We start from the raw sequence: 24,881 nt of genomic DNA, 5'->3' as shown, positions 1-24,881 counted from the left end.
GATGAAACGATAAGCCTATGGCCCGCAGTGGCAGGAGCCAGAAAGACCGACACGTGGGTAGTATAATGAGTAGGACACATTGGAGCATCGATGGCCAAGACGAAAGTTTCCGTGACCATAGAACGGTCGGTATTGGAGCGGATCGACCGCGTTGCGAATGGAATGACGAGAAGTGAAATTTTCGAACACGCTTTGAAGAGCTGGCTCCACGAGCGGCGGCGCCACGACCTCGAGGAGCAAGTCGCCGCGTACTACCGTGAGCTGGAGAGAAAAGAAGCCGACGAGGATCGAGACTGGGCTCGGCTGAGCGCCGGACAGATTCGGAAGACCTGGCGTTGAACGATCGACCGCTCCGGGGTTGCTTGTACTGGGTAGTCCTTCCAGGCGAGCGAAGCAGGAAAAGGCGGCCCGCGCTCGTTGTCTCGATGAACGTTCGGAACCGACTCGCGAGCGATGTCCTCGTCATCCCGGCCAGCAGCGTCCTTCGTGAAGCTCCGACGCACGTGCGCTTGAAATGGGGCCAAGGTGGAGTGCCGAGGGATTGCATGCTCAAGTGCGAGCAAATCACAACCCTTCCCAAAGATCTCTTGAGCGAGCAAGCTCTCGGCGGAGAGCTACCGGCGTCCATCATGAGAAACGTAGAACGAGGAGTTCTCCGATCCATCGGGATCCCTGTCGAGTGAAGGAACGCAGATCCCGGGGTGCTCGTTCGTGCTTGGTTCGTATCTGGTCTCCAGATGGAAAGGGTCTCTTCCCGAGCCCGGAACGCGTTGAAGGGGGTCGACGTTCATCGATCGCCGAACGTCAGCTTTGGAACGCCGCGCACCGTCCTCGACCGGCTACACGTCGCGAATCTGGGCGAGCCTTCGGCGTCGCCCGACGGCCAGCGCTTCTTGTTCGCCGACAACGCGATGTTCGCGCGCAGCAGAAGCCTGTCTTCGTTCTCAACTGGACGGAAGAGCTAAAGAGCGCTTATCCAACTGACGCCTCGAAACCGGTTGCTTGTTCGCCACCGCCCCGCTAAATTCCTACGATGCTGCTCGACCGCGGAGCCATCGGCCAGTTCATCGGCGTGTGGTTTCGATGGCCGGTAGCGTGAGACGGGCACCAGAATTACGGAGGGGTGAGAGTGCACATGAAGAGTTCACTGCCGATAGTTCTCGTCGCGCTCTCGTTGGCCGCCAGTGGCACGAGCGGGTCCCCTGCGGCCGAGTCGGCTCAGACACAAACGGCAAAAAAAGTGGATCTCGGCGACTACGAGGTCGTCGTGCCCTGGCCGAAACCGTTGCCCGACGACGATCTCTCGCACGACGGTTGGACCTGGGGCTCGGCCTCCGGTGTCTGGGCGGAGAGTGTCGACAAGGTCTGGGTCGGGCAGCGCGGAGAGATCGAGCTTCCTCCCGGCGCCGAGCCGTGGATCAGCGCGGGCCAGCTCGACCCGCCACGAACCAACACCGGGAGGCGCCCCTACGCCGGCCAAGACCCCGGCTACGAGCTACGGCGGCACCACATCATCTTCGCCGTGGATCGGGAGGGCAACACCATCGAGGAGTGGCTCCAGCACGATGCCTACCTCGCACCGTGGAGGGGCACGGGGCTCGGGGAGGTATCCCGCGGCCCCCACAAACTCTTGATGAACCCTTACGATCCCGACAGGCACCTCTGGATCGTCGACGACGACATGCACGAGATCAACATCTTCACCAACGACGGCCGGTTGGTGAAGACGCTGGGGGAACGAGGTGTGCCGGGACGCGGCCCGAACAACTTCAACCGTCCGACCGACATCTGCTGGCTTCCCGACGGCACGTTCTTCGTTGCCGACGGCTACGCCGGCACGCGCGTGGCCAAGTTCGACTCCAACTTCAATTTCATTCGGGACTGGGGCCAGCCGCCGGTCGACCCGGCCAACCCGGGTCCGAACGAGTTCTGGTCCGTCCACAGCATCGGCGTCAGCCGCGACCGCCGGCTCTTCGTCGCCGATCGCGAGCACAGCCGCATGCAGGTCTTCGACGAGAACGGGACGTTTCTGGAGATGTGGCCCACCGGACACAACTCGCAGGTCCTCGCCCACATCGTGACCGAAGATGATTTCGTTTGGGTGTCGGACTGGACGACCGACAGGCTGGTCAAGTACGACCTGAACGGACGCTACATTCTCGATATCGGCGAGCACGGCGCGCTACCGGGCCAACTCGACGGTGTGCACCAGATCGAGGTGGACGAAGAAGGGAATCTCTATCTCAGCGAGATCCGTAACGACCGGTCGCAGATGTTTCGTCCGAAGCCCGACGCCGACCCGGCGAAGCTCGTCGGCCGCATGGTCGGCCGCAGCACCATGAGATAGGACCTCGCCTGCCACGGAAGCCGTGAGCGGTCACTCTTCTGCTTCGACCTCTGTGATCTCGACCGTCGAGTCGTGCATCCAGCCGCTCTCCTCGTCCCCGATGGTGATGCGCTGGCCTCGCCTGATGATCTCTCGCTTCCCTTCGTACCACCGCATGACCATCCCGGTCTTTCGTAACTCCGGCGAAAGCTCAACTTGAACCCACTCGCCTCGACGCCCGATGATGGGTAGCACGGTATCTCGTGGCACGAGCACGAGGACCGCCGAGCCCGACCCCGGTTCCTCGTGCACGTTGGCGTAGCTCGTCGGGACCCGGGCCTGTTCCTTGGTTCTCGCCCGCTGAGTGGAGGCCGCCACGGCCGAGAACAGAAGCACCAGCGCGCAGCCTGCCGCCAGCGGCGATTGCGTTGTCATCGCGCCCAGTGAACCACGGAAGATTTTGGACTGTCAAGAAGTCCCGGGGAGTGCAAAGCGTGTACGATCCGTGCACGATGCGCGTCGAACGGTGGGACTTCGTGCGCTCGAGCCGACCGTCTTTGGCTCCCTTGACTAGACGTAGTCCGGCTACGGTCGAGAAACATGAGTGACGCGGAGCTCTTTGCCCAACCCCCGCCTTCGTTTTGGGATCGTCTCTGGAATCCCGAGTCGCGCCCGAGCTACTGGATTACGCGATTCCTGATACTGCGGCTTCTCGGGCTCGTCTACTTCGTCGGGTTCTTGGCCCTCGTGAACGACGGGCTTGCGCTCATCGGAAGCGAAGGACTCACCCCCGCGGTGGATTATCTCGAGCGTGTCGAGGGCGCGCTCGGTTCGAGAACGTCGGGATTTCTTCAGCTTCCGAGTATTTTCTGGCTGCGCGCATCCGACGCGTTCCTCGTGCGGTTGGCGTGGCTCGGCGCGATCGTCTCTCTTCTGGTGCTATTCGGACATGCGAACGGCATCATCCTCTTCTTTCTCTGGTGGCTCTACATGTCGTTCGTGCACATCGGCCAGGGCTGGTATTCGTTCGGCTGGGAGATCCAGCTTCTCGAGACGGGCTTTCTCGCGATTTTTCTCTGTCCTCTCTTCGATGGCCGTCCGTTTCCGCGACGTCCGCCGCCCGTGGCGGTGATATGGCTCCATCGGTGGCTCATCTTTCGCATCATGCTCGGTGCTGGCCTCATCAAGCTCCGAGGCGACTCGTGCTGGACCGACCTCACGTGTCTCTTCTACCACTTCGAGACCCAGCCCGTCCCCAACCCCTCGAGTCCGGTACTCCATTTCATGCCACGCTGGTTTCTCGAGCTCGGCGTGCTGTTCAATCATCTGTGCGAAGTGGTCGTGCCGTTTCTCGTCTTCGGGCCCCGCCGGGCGAGGCATGTGGCCGGTGTGCTGATCGTGAGCTTCCAGGTGATGCTGATCGCGAGCGGGAATCTCGCCTTTCTCAACTGGCTCACGATCATCCCCGCACTCGCTTGTTTCGACGACTCTTTCTTCGCACCCCTTGCGTCGACCCATTTTCGCAAAAGACTTTCACGACTCCGACTCCTGGGGTTCCATCGCGCTCAGCAGGTCGCGGCCACGGCGCTGTGCATTTACGTGGCTTTCGGAAGCATCGCTCCGGTGGCCAACCTTCTCTCGACACGCCAGGTCATGAACACGTCGTTCGACCAGCTCCATCTGGTCAACACCTATGGCGCGTTTGGAAGCGTGGGCCGGGAGCGCTACGAGCTCGTGTTCGAGGGACGGGGGGGAGACGATGCCGAATGGCTCACCTACGAGTTCAAGTGCAAGCCCACCGACGTGGATCGCCGGCCGTGCGTGATCACCCCGTACCATTACCGGCTCGACTGGCTCTTGTGGTTTGCGGCGATGGGGCGCTTGGAGCAGTACCCCTGGGTCGCGCATCTCGTGTGGAAGCTCCTGCAAAACGATCCGCTCACCTTGAGGCTCATCGAGGCGAACCCGTTTCCCGACCGACCGCCGCTCGAGATTCGCGTCGAGCTCTACCGCTACCGGTTTGCGCCGCTCGGTGACGATGCGTGGTGGACCCGCGAGCGCGTAGGGATCTGGCTTCCTGAATTGTCGCTCACGGATACGAGGCTTCAGGAGTTTCTGCGGAGCCAAGGCTGGTAACCTGCCGCCGGAGTCGATCGGCGCGACGATCTCGTAAGGACCTACACGCGTTCCCGCGGCGAGGGACATGGCTCGCGTATCTTGGCACAGGTGTGCCAAGACATGAAGTAGTTCCTCGAGCAACTTCGACGCGGAGCTCGCGACTTCTGATATTCTCGCCGCTGAATTTTTTCTGGAGGAGACAGACATGACCACGAAGTCCAATCGGCGCGGGTTCTTGAGCGGTGGATTGATTACGGCGGCGGCAGCGTTTCTTCCCAGCGTCGTTCGCGCCAGGGGGAAGTCAATCGTCGCCGGGCCGGAAGATCGTTTGAAGGAGCTCGGCATCACGCTCCCCGACCCTCCCAATCCGGTCGCGACCTACGTCACGGCCGTGATATCCGGGAACATGCTCTACATTTCCGGTCACGGACCGGCGAACATCGAAGGCGTGAAGCCGGGCAAAGTGGGCGCCGGGCTCACACTCGACGACGGTCGGCTCGCGGCGCGGGCCACCGCCTTGAACGTGCTGGCGACGATGAAAAAAGCGCTCGGAAGCCTCGATCGCGTGGTCCGTCTGGTCCGGACCTTCGGCATGGTGAACGCGGCACCCGATTTCACTCAGCAGCCGCAGGTGATCAACGGCTATAGCGATCTCATGGTCCAGGTATTCGGTGACGAGGCGGGCAAAGGCGTCCGCGCGGCGGTTGGAATGGGCTCGCTTCCGTCGGACATCGCCGTCGAGGTCGAGAGCATCTGGGAGATTCGCGCCTGATCGAGGCCTCGAATCGTTCCCTTACTCCCCGCCGCGTCTCAGTGTGGTGCCGGGAAGCTCTCCGGTTGGCTTGCCCTCGGCGTACACGCTGCTGCCGTTGACGAGCACTCTCTCGATGCCGCGGGCCTTTTGCCGGGGAGCGTCGAGCGTCGCGAGGTCTTTGACCTCGTTGGGGTCGAAGATCACGATGTCGGCATGCGCGCCTTCGACGAGGCGTCCCCGGTTGCGGATGCCGATGGTGTCCGCGGGAAGGGAGGTCATGCGGCGAACCGCTTCTTCGAGGCTCAGCCGTCTCTCGCCGCGAACGTAACGGCCGAGCACGCGGGGAAAACTGCCGTAAGCGGCCGGGTGCGGTTTTCCCTTGCCGTAGTCGTTTGCGTCGGTGATGAAGGCGATGTCGGGGTTCTCGACGAGCGTCGCCAGACCGTCGTCTCCGGTGATGTCCAGGACGAACTGCCCGACGCGTCCCTCCTCTTCGATCATCAGGTCCGAGATGGCGTCGAAGGGGTGACTCCCCCGAGCCTCTCCAAGGGACACGAGCGACATTCCCTCGAGCTCGCGGTTCTTCTCGGAGCCCACCGTTGAAACAAGAATGCGGTCCCAGCCAACGGCCTTCACGAGATTATGCGGCCAGCCGCCTTCCGTCCAGGGAGGCCAGGACGGGGTCACGGTCTCGATGTCGCGGCGGATCGTCTCGCGCGTTTCCGAGTCCTGAAGCCGCTCCACGAGCTTCGAGAGGCCGCCCTCGAGAGACCACGGCGGATAGATCGCGAGCATCATCGTGGCGGCCACGGTGTAGGGGAACATGTCCGCACTCAGGCGAACGCCGTCGCGTCGAGCCTCGTCTTCCATCGCGAGAAGATGCCGGAGCTTCGTCCAATGAGGCCGTCCCACCGCCTCCGCGTGCGAATGGTGGACCCGAGCCCCGCTATCGCGGCCGATGCCGACGAGCTCCGCGACGGCGTCGAGAAGTGTTTCGCTCGAGCCTCGGATGTGGCAGGTGAAGAGACCGTCGCGACCCACGAGTCGCTTCGCCAGAGCGAGAAGCTCCGCAGTCGACGTGTACATGCCCGGCGGGTAGATGAGTCCCGCCGACAAGCCGAAGGCGCCCTGCTCGAGCGATTCGTCGAGACGGCGTTCCATTTCCCGGCGTGCTTCGTTGGGAGCGTCACCGGGCGCCAGGTGAGCCGCCCCCAGGCGGAGAGGCCCGTGTGCTACCAGGCTTCCGACGTTCACGGGAAGGCCGAGCGCTTCGAGGTGCTCGAAGTAGCCGTCGAGATCGCGCCAGCCCCAATCGAAGCTCGCGGGGGACATCCATCCGTTGATGGCCGGGAGGAGCCCGCTCGCGTGACCGAACAGAGGAGCCGCGCCGAGGCCGCAGTTGCCGACGATCTCGGTCGTGATGCCCTGGGCCAGCCTGCCCTCGAGAAGCGACCGACGCCCATCGTCGGGCCAGGCGAGCACGAGGTCGCCGTGAGAATGAATATCGATGAATCCCGGTGCCACGACTTTGCCCGAAGCGTCGATGATCTCGGCCGCCTCGGCGCGAGGTGGTGGCGGAACGATGCGGCCGTTTCGGATCGCGACGTCACCCAAACGCGAGGGCGCGCCGGTGCCGTCGACGACGCGGCCGTTGATGACGAGGGTGTCGGCCGTCACGACTTCACGATATGGCCTCGGTTAGAGCCGCCTTCACGCGCTCCTTGGTAAAGGGCACCTCTCGAATCCGAACGCCGGTGGCGTCGAAGATCGCATTTCCGATGGCGGCAGCGGCGAGGGTGATGGTGGTCTCGCCGGCGCCCATCGCTTCTACGTCGCGACGATCGATGAGGACCGTCTCCACCTCGGGCACCTCGAAGCCGAGCGGCAGACTCTGGTACGTTCCCCAGTCCACCGAAGTCACCTTTTTCTCGTCCCAGGTAACCTCTTCGAGGAGCGCACGGCTCACTCCCTGGAGGGTGCCTCCTTCGACCTGGTTGCCGAGTCCATCAGGGTTCGAGATCGGACCGCAGTCGACTCCGGCCACCAGGCGCGTCACCGACACATCTCCGGTATCTCGATTCACATCGACGTTGGCAACCAGGGCGCAGTAGCCATTGTCACCTTCGTAGAGCACGCAAGCGATCCCACGACCCGAAGCGACGCCGCTTTCCGTCAGATCGCGCCTGGGGGAGGGGCGCGGATCCCAGTTGGCTTTAGCGGCGACCGCTTTCAACACCTCGATCAATCTCGAGTCGCGCAGATGATCCAGTCGATAGGACACCGGATCCATTCCTGCCTCGGCGGCCGCCTCGTCCATGATCGACTCGTGGGCAAAGGTGTTCTGGAGCCGTGATGGCGATCTCAAAGGTCCAGTGAAGAACATGGACCGAACGTTGTGCGTGAGCACCCGCTCGCTCTTTATGGTTCCGGTGCCGCCGCAGCTTCCGCCGATGCATCCGGTAACGTAAGAAGGCGCGGCGTTGCTGCCGTTGTTGAAGGCGCGTGGATCCTCAGCGGGCGATGGCTCGGTGACTGCTGCCGGCTCGAAACCGGCCAGAAAGCCCGTGACCACGTTTCCGGGCGTTCCGGTGCGCGGGCGGCTGCCCAACGTGGGGAACCAGGCCTCGTAGTCCCAGGCGATGATCTTCCCTTCCGAGTCGAGCCCCAGCCGCTGATCGATCACGTACGCATAGCCGTAGTTCTCCCACGCCATTTCGTCCTGCCGGGATAACTGCACGCGAACGGGTCGGCCGACGGCTTGCGACAGAAGGGCCGCGTCGTAGGACACGGTATCGGCACCGTTGAGCCCGTAACATCCCGATCCCATCTTGAATATCACGCGTACGTCGTTGGGCGACACGCCGAGAAGCATGGCGGCCGTCTGCTTCAGATGATGCACCGCCTGAGAAGCCGACCAGAGGACGACCTTCCCGTCCTTGACGTCGGCGACGGCGCACGAGCTTCCCACGGATCCGTGCATCTGGTAGGGATGTCGATAGGTGGCGGAGACGATTCTCGCTGCTCTCTCGAGCGTGGCATCGACGTCTTTGGAGTCCACCACCAGCCGGTCGCTCCTCGGTTCTTGACGTCGCAGGTGCTCGTAGAAGTCGTTCTGGCTGACGAGCGCGGGGCCGGGGCTCCATTCGCAGCTCAGCTTCTCGGCTGCCTGGATGGCCTGCCAGGGTTTCTCGGCAACGACGCCGACGAAATCGTTCTTGACGACCACTTTCACGAGTCCCGGCACGTCCTCGACGGATTCATCGTTCACGCTGACGAGCTTGGCGCCTACCGACCGGGGTCGTACCACCCGGCCGTGCAGCATCCCGGGCACGCGCACGTTGTGCACGAACTCGAAACGGCCGGTCGCCAGATCGGGGAGCTCGGCGCGTGGCACCGGAGCTCCCATCACCCGCCAGTCGCTCGGAGGGCGGCGTCGAGCGCCGTTGTCGAGCGGCAAGTGGAACCTCTTCCCGCCCACGAGCTCTCCGTAACGGGTGCTCTTACCGCCGGTGCGAGACCGGACGACCCCGTTATCGATTTGAAGCTCGGGGATGGACACATCGAGACGCTCTGCCGCCATGCGAAGCAACGCTTCCCGAGCCGTGGCCGCGGCCTGGGCCAGGTTGCGGTCGTTGAAATTGGTTGGGTGTGACTGGCTTCCGGAAGTCGTGCCCTGGTCGGGCGTCTGCTCGGTATCACATTGGATCAGAGTGATTCGATCGAGCGGGACGACGAGCTCTTCGGCGACCAGCTGCATCTGTGCCGTTGCGAGCCCTTGACCGAGCTCGCATTTGCCCGTGTAGACGGTGACGCGCCCGTCGGCTCCGATGGCGAGCCAGGAGTCGAGCTGATCGCCCGGCACTCCGGAAATCTGCGCCGCGCCGCGGCGCGAGCTCAGCACCGAGCCCGTGGCGCTGAAGCTGACGATGAGACAGCCGGCTCCCTTCAAGAAGTCGCGGCGAGAAACATCGGCAGTCATCCCGCACGCTCCGTGGCATAGCGGCGAATGGCTCGAAACATCCGTACGTGAACGAAACAACGGCAGAGCACCGTCGACAGGGCCTCTTGAATCTCGGCGTCGGTTGCCTTCGGGTTCTCGTCGAGAAGAGCCTTCGCCGTCAGGATGACACCGCTCAGGCAGAATCCACACTGGGCCGCCTGCTCATCGATGAAGGCGCGTTGAATCGGGTGCGGGCTCTCGGGTGTGCCCAGACCTTCCAGCGTCGTGATGTCGGCGCCATCCATGGTCTCCACCGGCGTGACGCACGAGCGAATGGCCCGACCGTCCGCGATCACGGTACAGGCTCCGCATTGGGCCAGCCCGCAGCCGAACTTGGGTCCACGGAGCTCGAGGTCGTCGCTCAGGACGTAGAGGAGCGGCGTGGAAGGATCGACGTCCAGAGAGTAAGAACGTCCATTGACGGTCAGAGTCATTGCGCTCATGCGATCTCCGCTTCGGAGTTTTGGCGATTGTAGGGGGAGGCGCCACCTCATGCAATCGGGCGTTCCAGCGACGGCACGAACCTCATCGCGACTGCCGTTCTGCGCAACCGGCCGGAGCGGCGCCGACGACCACGTCTTCGCCGACTCAAGTAATGCTTCAACTTGACGAATCCTGGCGACAATGACCGGTCGGTTCCTGTATAAGGGCTGAACGAATTACAGAGAAACCTGCGAGGAGACAGATTCGATGACAGAGAAATCAATCACGGCTTATGAGGATCTGCAGTTCGGCCCGATCGGAGAAGGGAGCCCCCGTAGAGGTCGCCGTGTTATGGGGCAATCCGGCCACCGGGCCGGCTGCCGTTCTGGTGCGTTTTCCGAGAGGGCTACACGGAACCCTGGCACAGCCATTCATCGACCTATCGTGCCGTGCTGATCAAGGGTGAGTTCAAGACTCGAACCAAGGGCAATGGCGCCACCTCGACGGATGTCTATGGCCCCGGGGCGTTCGTGGTTCAGCCGGGGGGCGGCGTACATTCGGAAGTCAACGCGGGCCAGGGCGAGTTGGTTGCGCTGGTGTGTTTCGAAGGACCAGTGGATTTCGTCCTGGCGGAATAGACTTCGCTACGGAGCCTGGACCGGCTCGATGAGCGCCGCTCGAGCCGGTGAAGCGCGAGGCGCCGGATTGACTTGCACCCGCGAGTCGACTATGGATCCCGAGTTATGCCTGACTCCGCTATCAACCTCAGCCGGCGCCAGCTGCTCGCGAGCGCTGGTGCGGGTGCCGCAGCTCTTCTTCTCGACGAACGCGGACTGAAAGCCCAGCCGTCGCCGGGAGAGTCCGTCGTCTTCACACATACCACCGTCGTGAATCCCGACGACGTTCGACACGACGTGGCGCTCGCGGTCGAAGGCGACAGGATTGTGGCGATCGGGCCCACGGATGAAGTCCTCCGCACGCGTCCTCGTGCCGAGGTGTACGAAGGACGCGGGAAGGCGCTGCTTCCCGGCCTCATCAACTGTCATGCCCATCTCGCGGCGACGCTCGCGCGCGGTTTCAACGAGGACTTCGGATTCCCCAACAGCTATCGCCTGGCCATCTCGCCCGGAAGCCTCCTCTCCGAGGAGGAGGGCACGCTCATGGCCGTCATGGGTGCTCTCGAATCCATACGAGGAGGAGTCACCACGGTCGTGGAGTATACCGGGCGCATCGGTCGCGCGGCGGCCGCGTTGGCCGACACAGGTTTGCGCTGGGTGTTCGCGGAATCCGTTCGCGACGTCGAGAACGGGGCTGGTCCCGTGTCTGCGGAGAGCCTCGCCCGGAGCGAGGCCCCCAGGTTCTCGGCCCAGATGCGCGACGAGGGCTGGCAGAGCGCCCACGACTTGTTCGAGACGTGGCACGGCGCGAGGGAAGGACGTATCAGCGTCTTTCCGACCACCGCTCTCGCCGAAAGCTCCTCGCCCGAGCTTCTGCGCACGGTCCGCGAGTTCGCCGAGCAGCACGATCTCGGCTATACGATCCATCTCGCCCAGACGACCTGGGAAGTGGAGTACATGCTGCGACACCACGGGCTTCGACCCACGGAATACCTCGCCAAGCACGACTTTCTCGGCCCACGGCTCTTCGCGGCACATTGCCGGTACGTCGACGAGTCCGAGATCGCATTGCTCGGCCGCTCCGGCACCATCATTTCGCATCAGGCCCATATGGCGGCGAACCGCGGCGTCATCCCGCCCATTGCTGCCCTGCGCGCCGCGGGTTGCCCCATCGCTCAGGGCACCGACAACAATACCAACGACATGTTGGAGACGATGCGGATCGCGCTGGTGACGGAGCGCATCTGGCGGGACGATGCGACCCCCGGCCAAAAGCCTCAGCCCGAAGACATGCTCGCCGACGCCGTACAAGGTGGAGCGCGAGCGATTCGTCAGGAAGCGCTTCTCGGCTCGCTCGACGTCGGCAAGAAAGCCGACATCATCGTCCTCGACGCGCTGAGGACCCACCTCGTGCCGGCCGGGCGTATCCTGTCCGCCTGGATCAACAACGGCCAACCGTCCGACATCGAGTCGGTCCTGGTCGACGGCCGTTTCGTGATGCGCGACCGAAAGATTCTGACGGTGGACGAGCCCGCCCTCGTCGCCGAGGCAGACAGGGTTGGCCGGCGAATCTGGAGCGAGGTCGAGGGAGCGAGCCCAGTCAAGGTGCCGCGCCTGCCTCGGTCTTAAGGACTTCGGTACCCCGGTCCCCGCAAAACCTGTCCTGGCCGCTCGTCGGTAATCTTGCCGTCGAAGACCACGGGGCGTCCGTTCACGAGAACGTAGCGCACCCCGACCGAATAGTGATTGGGGTCCTCGAAGGTCGAGACGTCGCGAATGGTCTCGGGGTCGAACACGGTGACGTCGGCGGCCATGCCCGGTCGAAGAATACCCCGGTCCTGAAGGCCGACCCGGGTTGCCGGGCGAGAGGTCATCTTGCGAATCGCCTCCTCCAGGGTGAGGAGCTTCTCTTCCCGCACGTACTTTCCGAGGATTCGCGGAAACGTTCCCCAGGCGCGGGGATGTGACTTGCTCTCGGAAAGAGGACCGTCCTCCGCACGGGCAGAGGAATCGGTGTCGATCGAGATCAACGGATGCTTCAAAGCCGCCCGCACGTCATCCTCCCGCATGATGGAGATGATGCACGAAGTCTCGCCATGGTCGGCGATGATGAGATCCATGAGCGCATCGCGTGGATCCTTTCCCATCTGTCGGCCGATCTCGGCGAGCGTCATGCCTTCCCACCTGCGCAGCGCCGGATCGAGCACCGAGCTCACCATCACACCCTCGGCACCACCCGAGCCGTACCATTGATTCTCCCATTCGGTGATGTTGGGATCCGCCATCTCGGCTTTGATGCGCTCGCGCATCTCGGGATCGCGCAAACGAGCAATCATGTCGTCGGCGCTCCCCTCCCGGACCCAGATGGGAAGGCAGGCGTCGAGGTCGTTCGAAGCCCGATCGTAGGGGTATTGATTGGCGGTCACGTCGAGGCCGCGCGCGCGGGCCGCCTCGAACTTCTCGAGCACCTGGGGCATCTTTCCCCAGTTCGCCCGGTAAGCGGTCTTCAAGTGCCAGACTTCGGCCGGGATCCGGGCTCGCTCGGCGATGGTGAAGACCTCGTCCAGGGATTCGAAGATGAGGTTCGCCTCCGAGCGTTGATGGGTGATGTAGATGCCGCCGTACTCTGCCGCGACTCTAGCGAGCGCGACCAGCTCGTCCGTCGTCGCGAATCGGTTGGGCACGTATTGAAGCGAGCTGCTGACGCCGAGGGCTCCGTCCTCCATCGCCTCGGCGACGAGCTTCTTCATCGCCTCGAGCTCGTCGGGCGTCGCCGGGCGGTCGTCTCGACCGATCACATAGTCCCGCACACCGCCCGAACCGACGAAGGTCGCGATGTTGATGGCTGGCCGAGAACGCGTCTCGATGCGGTGAAAATATTCCGCCAGGGTGCGGAAATCCTGCTCGATTCCGAAGTGCTGATAGCTCGCCGACCTCGTTTCCACCATGCGGTCGTTGACCGGTGCGATCGAGGCGCCCTCCCCGGTGACCTCGGTGGTGATGCCCTGCATGATCTTGCTCGCCGCCCGTCCATCCACGAGAATGCTGAACTCCGATTGCCCCAGCATGTCGATGAAACCCGGGGCGACGACGAGATCTCGGGCGTCGATGCGCTCGGCAGCGTTCGCCTCAGCGAGTCGGCCAATCGCGGTGATGCGGCCGCCGATGATACCGACGTCCGCGATGAACCAGGGCGCGCCGGTTCCGTCGACGATACGGCCGTCGGCGATGACGAGATCGAAAGAAGAGGAGGATTGCGCGCCGAGACCGAGTGATCCAGAAAGCACGACCCCGAGGGCCACAATAACCAAGCTTCGTTTCGAGTGTATTGCGATCATTCGTGGATCTTAAGTTCGACACTCCGTTCGCCACAAGCAGGCTGATGAAGTCTGGGCGCGTCCTCCTGAGAAGGGTCCTACACCCCCGAAGCCGTTTGATGTCATTGGGTTTTCGCAACGATAGCCCCGACGACTTCAGCGACGGGATGTCACCGGTCCAAGGCCTTCCGTCAACGATCGGGTAACGATCGTGTACACTAACGCATATGCGATTCGTTTCGGTTCGTGACCTCCGGGGAAAGTCGGCCGAGATCTGGCGCAGGCTTCGGGAGGAAGGGGACATCGTCGTCACCTCCAACGGGAAGCCCATAGCGATTCTGTCCACCGTCTCGGAAGACACCTTGGAGACGGCGCTCGCAGCCATTCGCCGTGCCAGGGCCGTCGCCGCGGTCGAGGCGATGCATAGAGCTTCGCTCGAGGCTGGAACCGATCGTCTGACCGGCAGAGAAATCGCAGCCGAGATCGCCGCCGTCCGGAAGAAGCGACGGCGATGAGAGTCGTTCTGGACACGAACATGCTCGTGTCCGGACTCATCACTCCCTATGGTCCGCCTTCCCAGATCGTCAGGATGATCGCGTCGGGCGCGCTGACGCTCTGTCACGACCAACGCATCCTGACCGAGTATCGCGAGGTTCTACTCCGGCCAAAGTTCCCCTTCGAGCCGGAGGCCGTCGGCGCGCTCCTCGAACAGATCGAGGCCGTCGGCGAAGTGGTGGCCAGCGATCCGCTACCGGCTCCTTTGCCGGACGCGGACGACCATCCTTTTCTCGAGGTCGCACTCTCCGCCCAGGCCGACGCCCTCATCACGGGCAACCTGAAGCACTACCCCTCCGAGGCACGACGAGGGATGCTCGTACTCTCCCCTGCGGACTTCCTCGAGCACTTCAGGCGGTCCCGGAACGAATGATTTCATCTTTGCGACCGCCGCTCGAGCTCGTCGAGCCAGTTCACCCCGATCGCAAAATAATGTTCGAGGAAGAGTGGAAGCGGCCGGGGAAAACGAACTCTCATCACATGAAGTCGGGTTGTTGGCAAACTCACATGGGGTGGCATTCGCAGAGACGCCCCGACCGCGTCCGATCTCCACGTTCGAGAGGATCACGGGTCCCGCCTCGGCACTGAGCCCTAATGTCCCGGATCCCCTTCTTTCTTAGCTTCCCGGCGAAGCTTGCGCGCCTCGAGGAAAACGGAGTAGCACGACGGGCAACGGCGGAGATGGTCGATCAAGGCGCGCCATCCATCGTGGGGCCGGGAACCCTCCACGAGCGCGGCCAGCTCGTCTGACGGCGGACAGTCATCCGAGTCGGGCATCGGCCGGCGCCGCGGCGGCGGGGACCCGTCCGAGAAAGGTGAAATCCCTCCGCCTGGATGCGAGGACCCGGCGCACGTGGTTCTCTCGCACGCCATTACGTTCCAGCCGTTTGCGCAGGCGCTTGAGGGATCGCTCCACCTGTCGGTAGACTGCCTGGGGAGGGAGATCGAGGTAAGCGCCGATCTCCTGCGCGGTCAATCCGCGCTGGAATCGAAGTTGAAGCGCCAGGCGCTCGGTGTCCGAAAGGGAGCTCAACCCCTTCGAGATTGCGGCGTGCAGGGCGTTCGAAAGCTCGCGATCCTCCAAATCGGCTGCCGGAGTTCCGGCACTGACGGCCAGCTCACCAGCGGTTTCGAGACCGACGAGCCTTCCGCCCCGCCGCGGGGGGAGGTGCGTGGCTAGGCCCCAAAGGGCTTCGCGGTCCAGGGCGACTCGCCAGTTCCACTGCAGTACGTGGACGGCTTCCTGAAAGGTGTACCCGTCACGCCAAAGGAGCTCCTCGAGCTTCACCGCCACCGAGCCGAGCCGACGGGCCCGCATCGATGGACGCCACTTGCCTAGCTTCGCCGTGCGGTAGTCGAGCAAGAGTCGCTGAATCACCACGGTCAAGTACGTGCGCAGGCTGCTCTTTCCCTTGAATTTCCGTAATCGCGCGTAGTCCTTCTCGATGAGCTTGACCATCACGAAAGAAGCGAAATCCTCGGCGTCTTCGTGCATGAGTCTTCCGTTGCGCGAGATCGCGTGGATGAGGTTTTGAATCATTCCGAGCTGCGAAGAAAACAGATCCCGCTCGGGTGTGAGGCCGCTCATACCGAACCTCTCCTTTGTTGATAGTCGAAGACGTTCCCTCCTCTATAAGAGACAACGACGGGGACGGCGCAACCGAACGCTTTTTTTCGCAAAGAGAGTCTGACCAGTGCAAAAGGAGGTTTGTGGCCGTCCTTTTCAAGAGAGCACCAAATGGACGCTTCAGCCGTTTCAACCTCGATACCGCCGTGGGTTAACATGGCGGTGCTCGAGCCGATCCCATCGGAGGTCATGGAAAATCGCGCTGGAGGAACCACACGCCGCCTGCTGGAGCGGATCCGCGCGGGCGACTCCGAGGCACGAGACGCTCTGTGCGAGCGCTACCTGGACCCCCTTCGTCGATGGGCTCGAGGACGGCTTCCTGCGGGAGCCCGGAATCTCCTGGATACCGACGATGTGGTCCAGGAAACGTTGATCAGGTCCCTTCGACGGGTGGAATCGTTCGAGCATCGACGCCGAGGAGCGTTCGAGAGTTACCTTCGCCAAGGGGTGCTCAATCGCATTCGCGATGAGGTCAGGCGGCTCGAGCGGAGGCCGGTGGAAGTTCGTACCGCGAGGGGTATCGCCGACCCTCGGCCTTCTCCCATCGAGCAGGCTCTTGGGCGGGAGCACCTCGAGGCCTACGAACGAGCCCTAGAGGCTCTGAGTCCGCGGGATCGAGAGGCAATCCTCGCCCGCATCGAGCTCAACTTTTCCTACGAGGAGATTGCATCCCTGCTGGGAAAGCCGAGCGCTGACGCCGCTCGAATGGCCGTGAGCCGAGCGATCCTGCGCCTGGCTCACGCGATGAAGGAGTCCTGATGGGGATTGCTGACGGGCGCCTCGACGAGCTCGCGACGTCGATTTCAGATGGTGCCTCCATCGATTGGGAAACGTGGGAAGGTGAGTCACAAGACCTCGAGGCGAAAGCGCTGGTAGACTCCCTTCACCGCATCTCCCAGATCGCGGAGGCTTGTCGGAGTCTTACGATCGAAGGGTGCAGTGACGAGCTCCCGGCGGCTCCGTCGGCGCAGTGGGGTCATCTCGAGATCCTGGAGATTGTCGGCCGAGGCGCATCGAGCGACGTGTTCCGAGCCCGAGACCCTCGCGTCGGGCGGGACGTGGCCTTGAAGCTCCTTTTGCGAAAGCCGTCGGGGACGCCGGATGGCGTCATCCGGGAAGCCCATCTCCTGGCGAAGGTCAAGCACCCCAACGTCGCGACCATCTACGGTGCCGACGAGCGGGACGGCATCGTGGGCATCTGGATGGAGCTTCTCGAAGGCCCTACCCTCGAATCGAGATTGCTGCGGGAAGGGACTTTCTCGGTAGAGGACGCCGCTCGAATCGGTGCCGACCTTTGTCGAGCTCTCGCCGCGGTCCATTCCGTCGAAATGCTGCACCGAGACGTCAAGGCAGAGAACATCGTCCTCCAGGATGGAGAGCGCGCGGTGCTCATGGACTTCGGCGTCGGAGTGGAGTTCACCGATCCCGCCGACACGGAGTCCCGCGACGTATGTGGAACGCCACGTTATCTGGCACCCGAAGTGTTTCATCGCTCTCCTCAGACGGTCGCCTCCGATCTGTACAGCGTGGGGGTGCTGCTGTATCACCTGGTGACCGGCGATTTTCCCGTGGCTGCTCGAGACGCGAAGGAGCTTAGGGAAGCTCATCGTGAGGGACGCGCGCGGTCGCTGAAGGACGCGTGTCCGGGGCTGCCGGAAGCGTTCACGCGCATCGCGGATCGAGCTCTGGCACGGGCGCCCGAGGAGCGCTTCGCCACAGCCGGAGAGATGGCGGATGCGCTCGATGCTTTCGTGAGAAAACTCGAGCCGCGACGACGGCGACCGCGCATCCAGGCGCTCGCACTCGCCGCCGTCCTCGTCATCGCTGCTCTGGCGGCGCTCTTTTACCGTTCCGGCCCGTTCGCGGAGGTTAAGCCGGGCTCGCAGATCGTGATGGCGAGCATCGACAATCGGACCGGGGACCACCGGTTCGACGCAGTCCAGACGCTTCTCGAGACGGAGCTCCGCCAATCCGCTCACGTCCAGCTCGTTGAAGAAACGAGAAGGCGCACCGCATTGACCCGGATGGTGCGAAGCTCATCCGAGGATCGCGATCTCGAGACTTCTCGGGAAGTGGCCTGGCGTCTCGGTGCCCCGCTGGTTCTCGGGGGAACGCTAATTCCCGTTGGCTCGGGCTATAGCCTTTCCCTCCAGCTGGATCTTCTCGAGAAGCGCGCGCCGACACCAGTCGCAGGCTGGTCGCGAGTTTTTCACGCGGGTGACGAGAACGAGCTCTTCGGAGCTGTGGACGCGGCGAGCCGCTGGGTGCGCCGCACCGCGGGAGAGCAAAGTGCTTCGCTCGCCGAGCTCGATCTGCCCGTTCGAGAGATGACCACCCCGTCCTGGGAGGCGCTCGAGCTGTTCCACCGGGCGGAAGAGCTCAAGCAAGAGGGCCGGTGGCACGATGCCATCCTTCTTTTGCAGGAGTCCGTCGAAGCCGACCCGGATTTCGCCATGGCCCGCATGCGCCTGGGCGATCTTCTCTCCAGCTTGACGGAGGTCGAGGCCTATCACCACTGGGAGAAGGCGCTCGAATCGATCAAAAGGCGCCCGGTGTCCAAGCGCGAAGAGCTGAACATTCGGGGGATGTACGCGATCGATAGCGGAGCTTTCGCGGAGGCGGAGGCACCCTACCGAACGCTCTCCCTCTTGTATCCGAACGACTATCGCGCGAGCTACTATCTCGGTCTCACCCTGAGGGTGCTCGGTCGATACCCCGAGGCGCTCGGTCGCCTTCTCGAAGCGGAACGCAAATCGCCCGAACCTCTTTATAACGTGCTCGTCCAAATCGGGGGCACCTACCTGGCCCTGGATGACCGGGCGCAAGCGTCCACTTACATAGAAAAGCTTCGGGCCATCGACCAAGCGGGCTGGGCGGACGCAATTCAAGGCGCACTTCGTTTCCTCGAGGGAGGACACGAAGAAGCCGAAGCGCTTTTCCGCGGAATGACCGCCAGCCCCGAGCCCGAGATGGCTTCGCTCGGCTACGGTTTACTGGCTGCGGCGTTGGGAGAGCTCGGGCGTCTCGACGAAGCGGGCGAGGTGCTCCGCGAGGGAATCGCGGGCGACGTGAGTTGGGGACGGCCCTCCACAAGAGCGGGGAAGCTTCTCGACCTTGCCTACGTGCTCACCCTCCAGGGCAAAGTCGACGAGGCTCGTGCGGCCTGCCTCGAAGCGCTCGAGCTCGAGCGAGGTCCTCACCAGATCGCGCGCGTGGGGACGCTTCTCGCTCGAAGCGGTTTTCTGAACGAGGCTCGAAGTCTCCTCCCTGCGCTCGCGTCCGAGCGCGACAAGCCCCTTTACGAGCGCGTGGAGCTCCAGCTCAGGGGAGAAATCCACCTCGCTGAGGGCGAGATCGAGGTCGCGTTACAGGATCTTCGCCGAGCGGCAGAGCTGGATCGCCCCGGACCCAAGCCGTATCTGGCCCACGCCCTTCACATTTCAGGCCAGCTCCGGGAGGCCGCCGACAGTTATGCGGAGATCGTTCGCGCCGAGGGGCTCGTCTGGATGAAGCGTATCTGCGATTCCCCTGACCCGCCCGGTTTTTTTGCGCTCGCTCTCGAGAAATACGAGGAAACCGCGGGGTCGGTCCGTCTTCATGATCAGGCGGAGCGAGCTCGGGAGCGGCTGGCTGCGCTTCGACCGGACCGCGTCAATTGAACGTACGGGTGAAGGAGGCCGAAACATGGATGAGTCCAAGAAAGGTCTGCCAAGGGAAGATACGCAAGTATCGAAGGACGCCTCGAGACGTTTGCAGGAGCACGAAACGATCATGCACGAGCGTCTGCGTTGGATAGGCCGGCCCTGCATCAACGAAGGGTTTCTTGCAGCGATACTTCGCTGCGCGAAAGACTACCTCGAGCGACTCGAGGAAGCTACGGGGATCATCGACAAAGACGAGGAGCGAGACAAAAACCTCATGGTCCTCATGCTCCTGTTCGCCTCCGTCCGCCCCGATCTGGACCAGAACCTCTTCGCCGATGAGCGGAAACTGACCAACGAGGTCAAAGACAACCTCAGAATTCAATGGCGGGACCTCGGCTTTCCCATCGGGATCCGTGAAAAGCTGCGAAGAGTTTTGCTGGAGACCGACTAGCGAGTTTTGACGGTTGGGAGATCGGGCCTTAGTGCGGTTCGCCCGGGCGGAGGACAGCCGGTGCGAGGGCGAAATAGTCGCGGGGTAATGGCCCGATCTCCCGTTTTCTCGTCAGGTCCTGGCGAGTCTCGTTCGTCGAGCGAACCATCGGATTACTTGGCTTTCGACGCGCGGGACACGAGAAAGGGGGACGGTCTTTCGCCTCGTTCCGAGCAAGCGATGAGCTCGTCGAGACGCCGAAGCTGCGTTTCGCCTTTCTTGGCGCCCATCACCCACCAGCTCGCGAGCTCGCGGTAGCGCGGGGTTCGGGACTGGAAAAAATCCCACGCTTTCCGATTCGACTGGAAGCGACGCACGTACTTCGCATCCAGGACGAGCTTGGACCTCACTTCATACGAATACTTTTTCGTCTTCTCCGCATCGCGGCCGTCGAACGCCGCCAGGCCAGGGGGTTTCATCAATCCCGCCGCCTTCAGCTCCTCCGCTCTCCTGGTATTGACCACGCTCCAAATGCTGCCCGGCCGACGGGGGGTGAAGCGAATCGTATAGCGCTCGGCGTCGATGCCGTGCCGCACGCCGTCGATCCACCCGAAGCACAGCGCCTCGTCGAGAGCTTCGGCGTAGGTGATGCCAGCTTTCTTCGCGGACTTCTTGTAGAAGCCGATCTGAAGGGACGACGAGGTTTTGTGGTTCTCGGCAAGCCACGAGCGAAGCTCCTTTGGATTCTTGAAGAAGCGTGGCGTCATGGCAAGCCTGCCGTCATTCACGCAGCGGTATCAGCTCGGTAGTCGTGGCTCTCGACTTCGCACGTCCGAGGTCGCGCGCGTATCGAATGGAGCCTTTCGTCGCGTACTTCTCCAGGTACGCGCGGTCCACCGCGTCCTTGAGCCGTTCGCTCCTCGTATGCACGGCTCGAATCGCGATCTCTCGACCTTCCACTTCGACGACGCCTCGAGGTTCCTCGAGAAACGTCCGATACCAGCTTCGAGGTTTGAGGCTCCAGGATCGCACGAAGACACGGCCTTGCACCACGACCGCCCAGATGCCGATGAGCCGGTGAGGCTTCGTGCCTGAACGAATGCGGAGGATCTTCGAGTTGCGGATCGACTCCAGGATCGCGCCGCGGAAGCGACTCGTCCCTCGGCGGCGTGTGCCTCCGCTCGTCGACATCGATGTCGCTTTCTTTCCCATCTGCCGGCTGAGATCCTGCTCTTTCTCGGGGCTTTCATCAACTTTCGAGCCCGAGCTCGGAAGCGGGTTCCGTAGGAAAGCGCCGTTGCTCGACAGGCGCGGTAACATACCCGACACGATGAGCGTCAGGGCGCAAAGCCGCTACCCCGCAGGCCACGTCTTATACCGAAGACTCAAGAGATCCTACCCTCGAATCGTGCGTGGAGAGGGTTGCTGGCTCTACGACGAGAACGGTAAACGCTACCTGGATGCTTGCGGCGGTGCACTCGTCAACAACCTGGGACACGGGAACGTCGAGCTGGCGAAAGCCGTGGGAGAACAAGCGGGACGCTTGGCCTATGTCAATGGCACGGCCTTCACCCACGACGCGGTCGAGGAGCTGGCGGCCGAGCTCACCACCCTGAGCCCGGGGAGACTCGACAAGACGCTGTTCCTGTGCAACGGGAGCGACGCCGTCGAGGCTTCGCTCAAGATTGCCCGTCAGTTCTGGGCCGAATCAGGCCGGCCGGAAAAGCGCAAGATCGTGTCTCTCTCTCCCAGCTACCACGGCGGCTCGCTGCTCGCGTTGTCGGCCTCCGCCCGGCCGCACTACAAAGCCGTGTTTCGGGACTGGTTGGTCGACGTTCGAACCGTGCCGGCGAGCTACCCTTACCGCTGTGACTGTGGGGGAGAGAGCGATGACTGCCCGATTTGTAACGGCGACGCGCTCGAGGAGGCCCTGCTGCAGGAAGGTCCGGAGTCCGTCGCGGCATTCATCGCCGAGCCCGTTGGGGGCTCCTCCACGGGGGCCTCGGTTCCGCGCCCGGGCTACTGGAAGACGGTCCGGGACATCTGCGATCGACACGAGGTCCTGTGGATCGCCGACGAGGTGCTGGTAGGAGCGGGCCGCACGGGCACGTGGTCGGCGCTCGAGCCTTACGGCGCGGTGCCCGACTTCCACATCTTCGGCAAAGGCATCACCGGCGGCTACGCGCCGCTGTCGGCGATGATGACCTCGCGGAAAATCACCGACGTCCTGGCGCGAGGATCCGGCGCGCCATTGCACAACCAAACGTTCTCCCAGTTCCCGGTCTCCTGCGCCGCCGGTCTCGCCACCCTTCGTTACATCGAGGTCCACGGGCTCATCGAGCGTGCCCGGCTGATGGGGGAGGTCCTTCATGAGCGGCTTCGCGAGCTTCTGGCGCATCCCCAGGTTGGAGATGTCCGGGGCCGGGGGCTGCTCGCCGGCATCGAGCTCGTCGAGGACAAGACGACGCGAAAGCCATTCGATCGGCGCGTGCAGATGGTGGAGACTTTCACCGAAACCGCGCAGGAGGCCGGCCTGGTCGTCTGGCCCAACTCGGGGCATGCCGACGGGACGAACGGGGATCTGGTGATGATCGGCCCGCCGTTCATCATCACCGAGGAGGAGATTTCCGAAGCAATCCGCCTGTTGCGGATCGCTCTCGACGCCACGATGAAAACCATCAAGGACCGGTTGAACCATTGGCAATCTACGAAGGAGGGACCATGACGGCGCTCGCTCCCGACGAGATGAAGGTGACCTATACGACGTCTGCGGCGGACATGGACAAGATCCACCGGGCCTTCGACGAAGCTCTCGTGAAGGTCCGGTCCGATTGCGGAAAGGACTATCCGATCTACATCAACGGCAAAGAGGTGCGCTCGGACGCGCCTCTGATCGTGGATACTTCGCCCATCGATACCGAACTGGTTCTCGGCCGGTTTACTTCCGGCAATGCGGAACACGTCCACCAGGCCGTCGAGTCGGCCTATCTTGCCCGGCGAGATTGGGAAAAGCTGGGCTGGAAGAGACGGGTGGAGATCATGCGCAAGGCGGCGGAACTGGTGCGGAAGAGCAAGTTCGAGCTCGCGGCGTTGATGAGCCTGGAGGTCGGCAAGAGTCGGCTGGAATCGCTTGGCGATGCCGAGGAGTCGGCGGACCTCATCGATTACTACGCCTGGCAGATGGAGAACGCCAACGGCTTTCAGCAGAAGATGAACAAGCTCACCCCGATCGAGGACAACACCGACCTGCTGCGACCGTTCGGAGTGTTCGTCTGCATCTCACCTTTCAATTTTCCGTTGGCACTGGCCTGCGGCATGTCCTCCGCGGCGCTCGTGGCGGGAAACACGCTGGTCTTCAAACCAGCCCAGGACACTCCGTGGACAGGCCTGAGGCTGTACCATATCTACCGCGAAGCGGGTGTTCCCGGGGACGTCCTGCATTTCCTCACCGGAAGAGGCTCGGTCATCGGCGACGCGCTCTGGCAGCATCCCAAGGTGGCGGGGGTGGTCTTCACCGGCTCGAAAGAAGTGGGCATGCATATCTTCAAGGGCTTCAGCACGAAGTGGGCCAAGCCCTGCCTCACCGAGCTCGGCGGAAAGAACCCGTGCATCGTCATGGATTCGGCGGACCTCGATGCGGCGGCCGAGGGCGTGATGAAGTCCGCGTGGGGGCTCCAGAACCAGAAGTGCAGCGCCTGCTCCCGGGTATACGTCCACGAAAAGGTGGCGTCCGAGTTCACGAAGAAGCTCATCGAAAAGACCAAGGCGATGACCGTCGGCGATCCGACCGAGCGAGACGTGTTCTTCGGTCCGGTGATCAACGAGAGGGCGGTCAAGACGTTCGAGCGCGCGGTGGACCGGGCCAGGAAAGATGGCGAGATCCTGATGGGCGGCCGCCGTCTCACCGAGGGTGCCTTCGCCAGGGGCTACTATGTCGAGCCCACGATCGCCAGGGTGCCGCTATCGAGCGAAGTCTTCATGGAAGAGTACTTCGTCCCCTTCCTCGCCATTGGTGAGATCGACTCGCTGGAACGAGCGATCGAAGAGAGCAACAAGGCCGAGTACGGACTGACCGCTGGCATATTCTCCGGCAAGCAAGAGGAGATCGAGCAGTTTTTCGACGAGATCGAGGCGGGTGTCACCTACGCGAACAAGAGGAGCGGGGCGACGACTGGCGCCTGGCCGGGGGCCCAGCCGTTCTGCGGCTGGAAAGGCTCGGGCTCGAGCGGCAAGGGCGGCTGCGGCCCGTATTACGTGATGCAGTTCATGCGGGAGCAGAGCCGCACCGTGATCGAGGAGTAGAGCAGACTCGAGGTGCTCGGTCGGTCCTCGGTTCTTCGTCACGAAGCCGTTTCCACGAGCGCCTCGGCGTGGCGCGAGGCGAAGCGATAGAATAGGACCCTCTTCAGGAGGAAGCCGTGTCCGATGCGACCGTCTCCTTCGGTTCGAAGCTCGTTCGATTCGGCCCATTCGAGTACGAGCTCGAAACCGGCATCCTGCGACGGAACGGAGCGGACGTCGCGGTTCCTCGCCGCGCAGCCCACATATTGGCGCGCCTGCTGGAACGACCGGGCGAACTCGTCTCCAAGGAAGACCTGCTCGAAGCCGGCTGGCCCGGGGTTGCGGTCTCGGATCAATCGCTCAATGAAGCGGTCAAGGTCCTGAGGCGGATCCTGGAAGACGACTCACGGGAGCCGACGTACATCCAGACGGTCTATGGGCGCGGCTTGCGTTTCCTCGCCCCCGTCCGTCCCGTTAAAGCTCCGAGGACGTCCCAGTCGCGTCGCTTGAAGATCGCCGGAGCGGTCGGAGCGGCGCTCGGCCTCTTCCTCTTCTACCACTTCCGGGGTGAGCCCAACGTCGCTCCCGAGACGCTGAAGCCAACCATCGCGATTCTGCCTTTCGAGAACGAAGGTGACGACCCCTCCCTCGACTGGCTTCGTCTCGGGATTGCCGGGCTCCTTGCCACCGACCTTTCCCAGTCGACCGAAATCGCGGTCACGCCCACCGCGCGGCTGATGCCCATCGTTCGCGGCCTGAATCTCTCGGATGACGCAGCTCGATCGGAGG

General features: G+C 63.1%; 24 protein-coding genes. 16 read left to right on the top strand and 8 right to left on the bottom strand.

Features of this window, described 5'->3' with window-relative positions:
• The first annotated feature begins 90 nt into the window (after positions 1–90).
• The 4 genes from VEK15_01095 to VEK15_01080 all read left to right on the top strand — a co-directional run bounded on the left by VEK15_01095 (position 91) and on the right by VEK15_01080 (position 2,347).
• Positions 91–339 carry a hypothetical protein gene (locus VEK15_01095; GenBank protein ID HXV59259.1) on the top strand — a complete coding sequence of 83 codons (249 nt, stop codon included), beginning with the start codon at positions 91–93 and terminating at the stop codon, positions 337–339.
• The gene (locus VEK15_01090; GenBank protein ID HXV59258.1) at positions 336–683 is read left to right on the top strand and encodes a type II toxin-antitoxin system PemK/MazF family toxin; all 348 of its coding nucleotides are present in this window, start codon (positions 336–338) and stop codon (positions 681–683) included. Before VEK15_01095 ends, VEK15_01090 begins: the two co-directional genes overlap by 4 nt.
• Positions 684–737: 54 nt before the next feature.
• Entirely contained in the window at positions 738–965 is a 228-nt protein-coding gene (locus VEK15_01085) for a hypothetical protein (protein ID HXV59257.1), read from the top strand.
• 170 nt (positions 966–1,135) lie between these two features.
• The gene (locus VEK15_01080) at positions 1,136–2,347 is read left to right on the top strand and encodes a hypothetical protein (GenBank protein HXV59256.1); all 1,212 of its coding nucleotides are present in this window, start codon (positions 1,136–1,138) and stop codon (positions 2,345–2,347) included.
• A gap of 30 nt (positions 2,348–2,377) precedes the next feature.
• Here VEK15_01080 and VEK15_01075 read toward each other — a convergent pair whose 3' ends face one another.
• Positions 2,378–2,761 (bottom strand): SH3 domain-containing protein, encoded by a 384-nt coding sequence (locus VEK15_01075; protein ID HXV59255.1) that lies wholly within the window; start codon positions 2,759–2,761, stop codon positions 2,378–2,380.
• A gap of 165 nt (positions 2,762–2,926) precedes the next feature.
• On the opposite strand from VEK15_01075, the gene VEK15_01070 reads away from it, so the two are divergent.
• Together VEK15_01070 and VEK15_01065 are read left to right on the top strand one after the other, a co-directional pair.
• Entirely contained in the window at positions 2,927–4,462 is a 1,536-nt protein-coding gene (locus VEK15_01070; GenBank protein ID HXV59254.1) for a lipase maturation factor family protein, read from the top strand.
• Between the two features lie 187 nt (positions 4,463–4,649).
• Positions 4,650–5,216 carry a RidA family protein gene (locus tag VEK15_01065; protein ID HXV59253.1) on the top strand — a complete coding sequence of 189 codons (567 nt, stop codon included), beginning with the start codon at positions 4,650–4,652 and terminating at the stop codon, positions 5,214–5,216.
• Positions 5,217–5,237: 21 nt separating this feature from the next.
• On the opposite strand, the gene VEK15_01060 is transcribed toward VEK15_01065, so the two are convergent.
• Genes VEK15_01060 through VEK15_01050 form a run of 3 tightly spaced genes read right to left on the bottom strand, consistent with a single transcriptional unit; the run spans position 5,238 to position 9,641 of the window.
• On the bottom strand, positions 5,238–6,875 hold the full coding sequence (locus VEK15_01060; GenBank protein ID HXV59252.1) for a D-aminoacylase: 1,638 nt from the start codon (positions 6,873–6,875) through the stop codon (positions 5,238–5,240).
• A 4-nt stretch (positions 6,876–6,879) separates the two neighbouring features.
• Positions 6,880–9,177 carry a molybdopterin cofactor-binding domain-containing protein gene (locus VEK15_01055; protein HXV59251.1) on the bottom strand — a complete coding sequence of 766 codons (2,298 nt, stop codon included), beginning with the start codon at positions 9,175–9,177 and terminating at the stop codon, positions 6,880–6,882.
• Positions 9,174–9,641 (bottom strand): (2Fe-2S)-binding protein, encoded by a 468-nt coding sequence (locus VEK15_01050; GenBank protein HXV59250.1) that lies wholly within the window; start codon positions 9,639–9,641, stop codon positions 9,174–9,176. The genes VEK15_01055 and VEK15_01050 overlap by 4 nt, the downstream gene beginning before the upstream one ends.
• Positions 9,642–10,070: 429 nt before the next feature.
• On the opposite strand from VEK15_01050, the gene VEK15_01045 reads away from it, so the two are divergent.
• Both VEK15_01045 and VEK15_01040 read left to right on the top strand, forming a co-directional pair.
• Complete coding sequence (locus VEK15_01045) at positions 10,071–10,259, top strand: hypothetical protein (protein HXV59249.1); 189 nt, start codon at positions 10,071–10,073, stop codon at positions 10,257–10,259.
• Between the two features lie 105 nt (positions 10,260–10,364).
• Positions 10,365–11,867, top strand: coding sequence for an amidohydrolase family protein (locus VEK15_01040; GenBank protein ID HXV59248.1), 1,503 nt, complete (start codon positions 10,365–10,367; stop codon positions 11,865–11,867).
• Here VEK15_01040 and VEK15_01035 read toward each other — a convergent pair.
• Positions 11,864–13,576, bottom strand: a complete 1,713-nt coding sequence (locus VEK15_01035; GenBank protein HXV59247.1) for a D-aminoacylase — start codon at positions 13,574–13,576, stop codon at positions 11,864–11,866. The genes VEK15_01040 and VEK15_01035 overlap by 4 nt on opposite strands.
• Before the next feature lie 206 nt (positions 13,577–13,782).
• Between VEK15_01035 and VEK15_01030 the strand changes: the two genes are divergently transcribed.
• Together VEK15_01030 and VEK15_01025 are read left to right on the top strand one after the other, a co-directional pair.
• Complete coding sequence (locus VEK15_01030; protein ID HXV59246.1) at positions 13,783–14,070, top strand: type II toxin-antitoxin system prevent-host-death family antitoxin; 288 nt, start codon at positions 13,783–13,785, stop codon at positions 14,068–14,070.
• Entirely contained in the window at positions 14,067–14,483 is a 417-nt protein-coding gene (locus VEK15_01025; GenBank protein HXV59245.1) for a putative toxin-antitoxin system toxin component, PIN family, read from the top strand. The genes VEK15_01030 and VEK15_01025 overlap by 4 nt, the downstream gene beginning before the upstream one ends.
• A 387-nt stretch (positions 14,484–14,870) precedes the next feature.
• Here the strand turns inward: VEK15_01025 and VEK15_01020 are convergent, their stop codons facing one another.
• Entirely contained in the window at positions 14,871–15,698 is an 828-nt protein-coding gene (locus tag VEK15_01020; protein ID HXV59244.1) for a sigma-70 family RNA polymerase sigma factor, read from the bottom strand.
• Positions 15,699–15,926: 228 nt separating this feature from the next.
• On the opposite strand from VEK15_01020, the gene VEK15_01015 reads away from it, so the two are divergent.
• From VEK15_01015 to VEK15_01005, 3 genes are read left to right on the top strand one after another with little or no spacing between them, the layout of a single operon-like run.
• Entirely contained in the window at positions 15,927–16,496 is a 570-nt protein-coding gene (locus VEK15_01015; protein ID HXV59243.1) for a sigma-70 family RNA polymerase sigma factor, read from the top strand.
• Positions 16,496–19,396, top strand: coding sequence for a serine/threonine-protein kinase (locus VEK15_01010; protein HXV59242.1), 2,901 nt, complete (start codon positions 16,496–16,498; stop codon positions 19,394–19,396). Before VEK15_01015 ends, VEK15_01010 begins: the two co-directional genes overlap by 1 nt.
• A 25-nt stretch (positions 19,397–19,421) precedes the next feature.
• The gene (locus VEK15_01005; protein HXV59241.1) at positions 19,422–19,832 is read left to right on the top strand and encodes a hypothetical protein; all 411 of its coding nucleotides are present in this window, start codon (positions 19,422–19,424) and stop codon (positions 19,830–19,832) included.
• A 152-nt stretch (positions 19,833–19,984) separates the two neighbouring features.
• Here the strand turns inward: VEK15_01005 and VEK15_01000 are convergent, their stop codons facing one another.
• Positions 19,985–20,578 carry a YdeI/OmpD-associated family protein gene (locus tag VEK15_01000; GenBank protein HXV59240.1) on the bottom strand — a complete coding sequence of 198 codons (594 nt, stop codon included), beginning with the start codon at positions 20,576–20,578 and terminating at the stop codon, positions 19,985–19,987.
• Between the two features lie 13 nt (positions 20,579–20,591).
• The gene (locus tag VEK15_00995; protein ID HXV59239.1) at positions 20,592–21,002 is read right to left on the bottom strand and encodes a DUF2255 family protein; all 411 of its coding nucleotides are present in this window, start codon (positions 21,000–21,002) and stop codon (positions 20,592–20,594) included.
• Between the two features lie 139 nt (positions 21,003–21,141).
• Here VEK15_00995 and VEK15_00990 point away from each other — a divergent pair, with 139 nt between their 5' ends.
• The 3 genes from VEK15_00990 to VEK15_00980 all read left to right on the top strand — a co-directional run.
• Positions 21,142–22,536 (top strand): aspartate aminotransferase family protein, encoded by a 1,395-nt coding sequence (locus VEK15_00990; GenBank protein HXV59238.1) that lies wholly within the window; start codon positions 21,142–21,144, stop codon positions 22,534–22,536.
• Positions 22,533–24,113, top strand: coding sequence for an aldehyde dehydrogenase family protein (locus VEK15_00985; GenBank protein ID HXV59237.1), 1,581 nt, complete (start codon positions 22,533–22,535; stop codon positions 24,111–24,113). Before VEK15_00990 ends, VEK15_00985 begins: the two co-directional genes overlap by 4 nt.
• A gap of 116 nt (positions 24,114–24,229) precedes the next feature.
• On the top strand, positions 24,230–24,881 hold a 652-nt coding region (locus VEK15_00980; protein ID HXV59236.1), incomplete at its 3' end, for a winged helix-turn-helix domain-containing protein.

The organism is Vicinamibacteria bacterium, from assembly GCA_035620555.1.
In the GTDB taxonomy this organism is placed as follows: domain Bacteria; phylum Acidobacteriota; class Vicinamibacteria; order Marinacidobacterales; family SMYC01; genus DASPGQ01.
This window is presented reverse-complemented; position numbering and strand designations above follow the sequence as displayed.

Bases quoted from the DNA above. Each gene is read 5' to 3' on its own strand.
- VEK15_01005 (HXV59241.1), top strand. From the start codon at position 19,422: ATGGATGAGTCCAAGAAAGGTCTGCCAAGGGAAGATACGCAAGTATCG.
- VEK15_01055 (HXV59251.1), bottom strand. From the start codon at position 9,177: ATGACTGCCGATGTTTCTCGCCGCGACTTCTTGAAGGGAGCCGGCTGT.
- VEK15_00995 (HXV59239.1), bottom strand. From the start codon at position 21,002: ATGTCGACGAGCGGAGGCACACGCCGCCGAGGGACGAGTCGCTTCCGC.
- VEK15_01065 (HXV59253.1), top strand. From the start codon at position 4,650: ATGACCACGAAGTCCAATCGGCGCGGGTTCTTGAGCGGTGGATTGATT.
- VEK15_01025 (HXV59245.1), top strand. From the start codon at position 14,067: ATGAGAGTCGTTCTGGACACGAACATGCTCGTGTCCGGACTCATCACT.
- VEK15_01095 (HXV59259.1), top strand. From the start codon at position 91: ATGGCCAAGACGAAAGTTTCCGTGACCATAGAACGGTCGGTATTGGAG.
- VEK15_01050 (HXV59250.1), bottom strand. From the start codon at position 9,641: ATGAGCGCAATGACTCTGACCGTCAATGGACGTTCTTACTCTCTGGAC.
- VEK15_01010 (HXV59242.1), top strand. From the start codon at position 16,496: ATGGGGATTGCTGACGGGCGCCTCGACGAGCTCGCGACGTCGATTTCA.
- VEK15_01040 (HXV59248.1), top strand. From the start codon at position 10,365: ATGCCTGACTCCGCTATCAACCTCAGCCGGCGCCAGCTGCTCGCGAGC.
- VEK15_01000 (HXV59240.1), bottom strand. From the start codon at position 20,578: ATGACGCCACGCTTCTTCAAGAATCCAAAGGAGCTTCGCTCGTGGCTT.
- VEK15_01080 (HXV59256.1), top strand. From the start codon at position 1,136: ATGAAGAGTTCACTGCCGATAGTTCTCGTCGCGCTCTCGTTGGCCGCC.
- VEK15_01070 (HXV59254.1), top strand. From the start codon at position 2,927: ATGAGTGACGCGGAGCTCTTTGCCCAACCCCCGCCTTCGTTTTGGGAT.
- VEK15_00985 (HXV59237.1), top strand. From the start codon at position 22,533: ATGACGGCGCTCGCTCCCGACGAGATGAAGGTGACCTATACGACGTCT.
- VEK15_00990 (HXV59238.1), top strand. From the start codon at position 21,142: ATGAGCGTCAGGGCGCAAAGCCGCTACCCCGCAGGCCACGTCTTATAC.
- VEK15_01035 (HXV59247.1), bottom strand. From the start codon at position 13,576: ATGATCGCAATACACTCGAAACGAAGCTTGGTTATTGTGGCCCTCGGG.
- VEK15_01075 (HXV59255.1), bottom strand. From the start codon at position 2,761: ATGACAACGCAATCGCCGCTGGCGGCAGGCTGCGCGCTGGTGCTTCTG.
- VEK15_01015 (HXV59243.1), top strand. From the start codon at position 15,927: ATGGAAAATCGCGCTGGAGGAACCACACGCCGCCTGCTGGAGCGGATC.
- VEK15_01020 (HXV59244.1), bottom strand. From the start codon at position 15,698: ATGAGCGGCCTCACACCCGAGCGGGATCTGTTTTCTTCGCAGCTCGGA.
- VEK15_01085 (HXV59257.1), top strand. From the start codon at position 738: ATGGAAAGGGTCTCTTCCCGAGCCCGGAACGCGTTGAAGGGGGTCGAC.
- VEK15_01030 (HXV59246.1), top strand. From the start codon at position 13,783: ATGCGATTCGTTTCGGTTCGTGACCTCCGGGGAAAGTCGGCCGAGATC.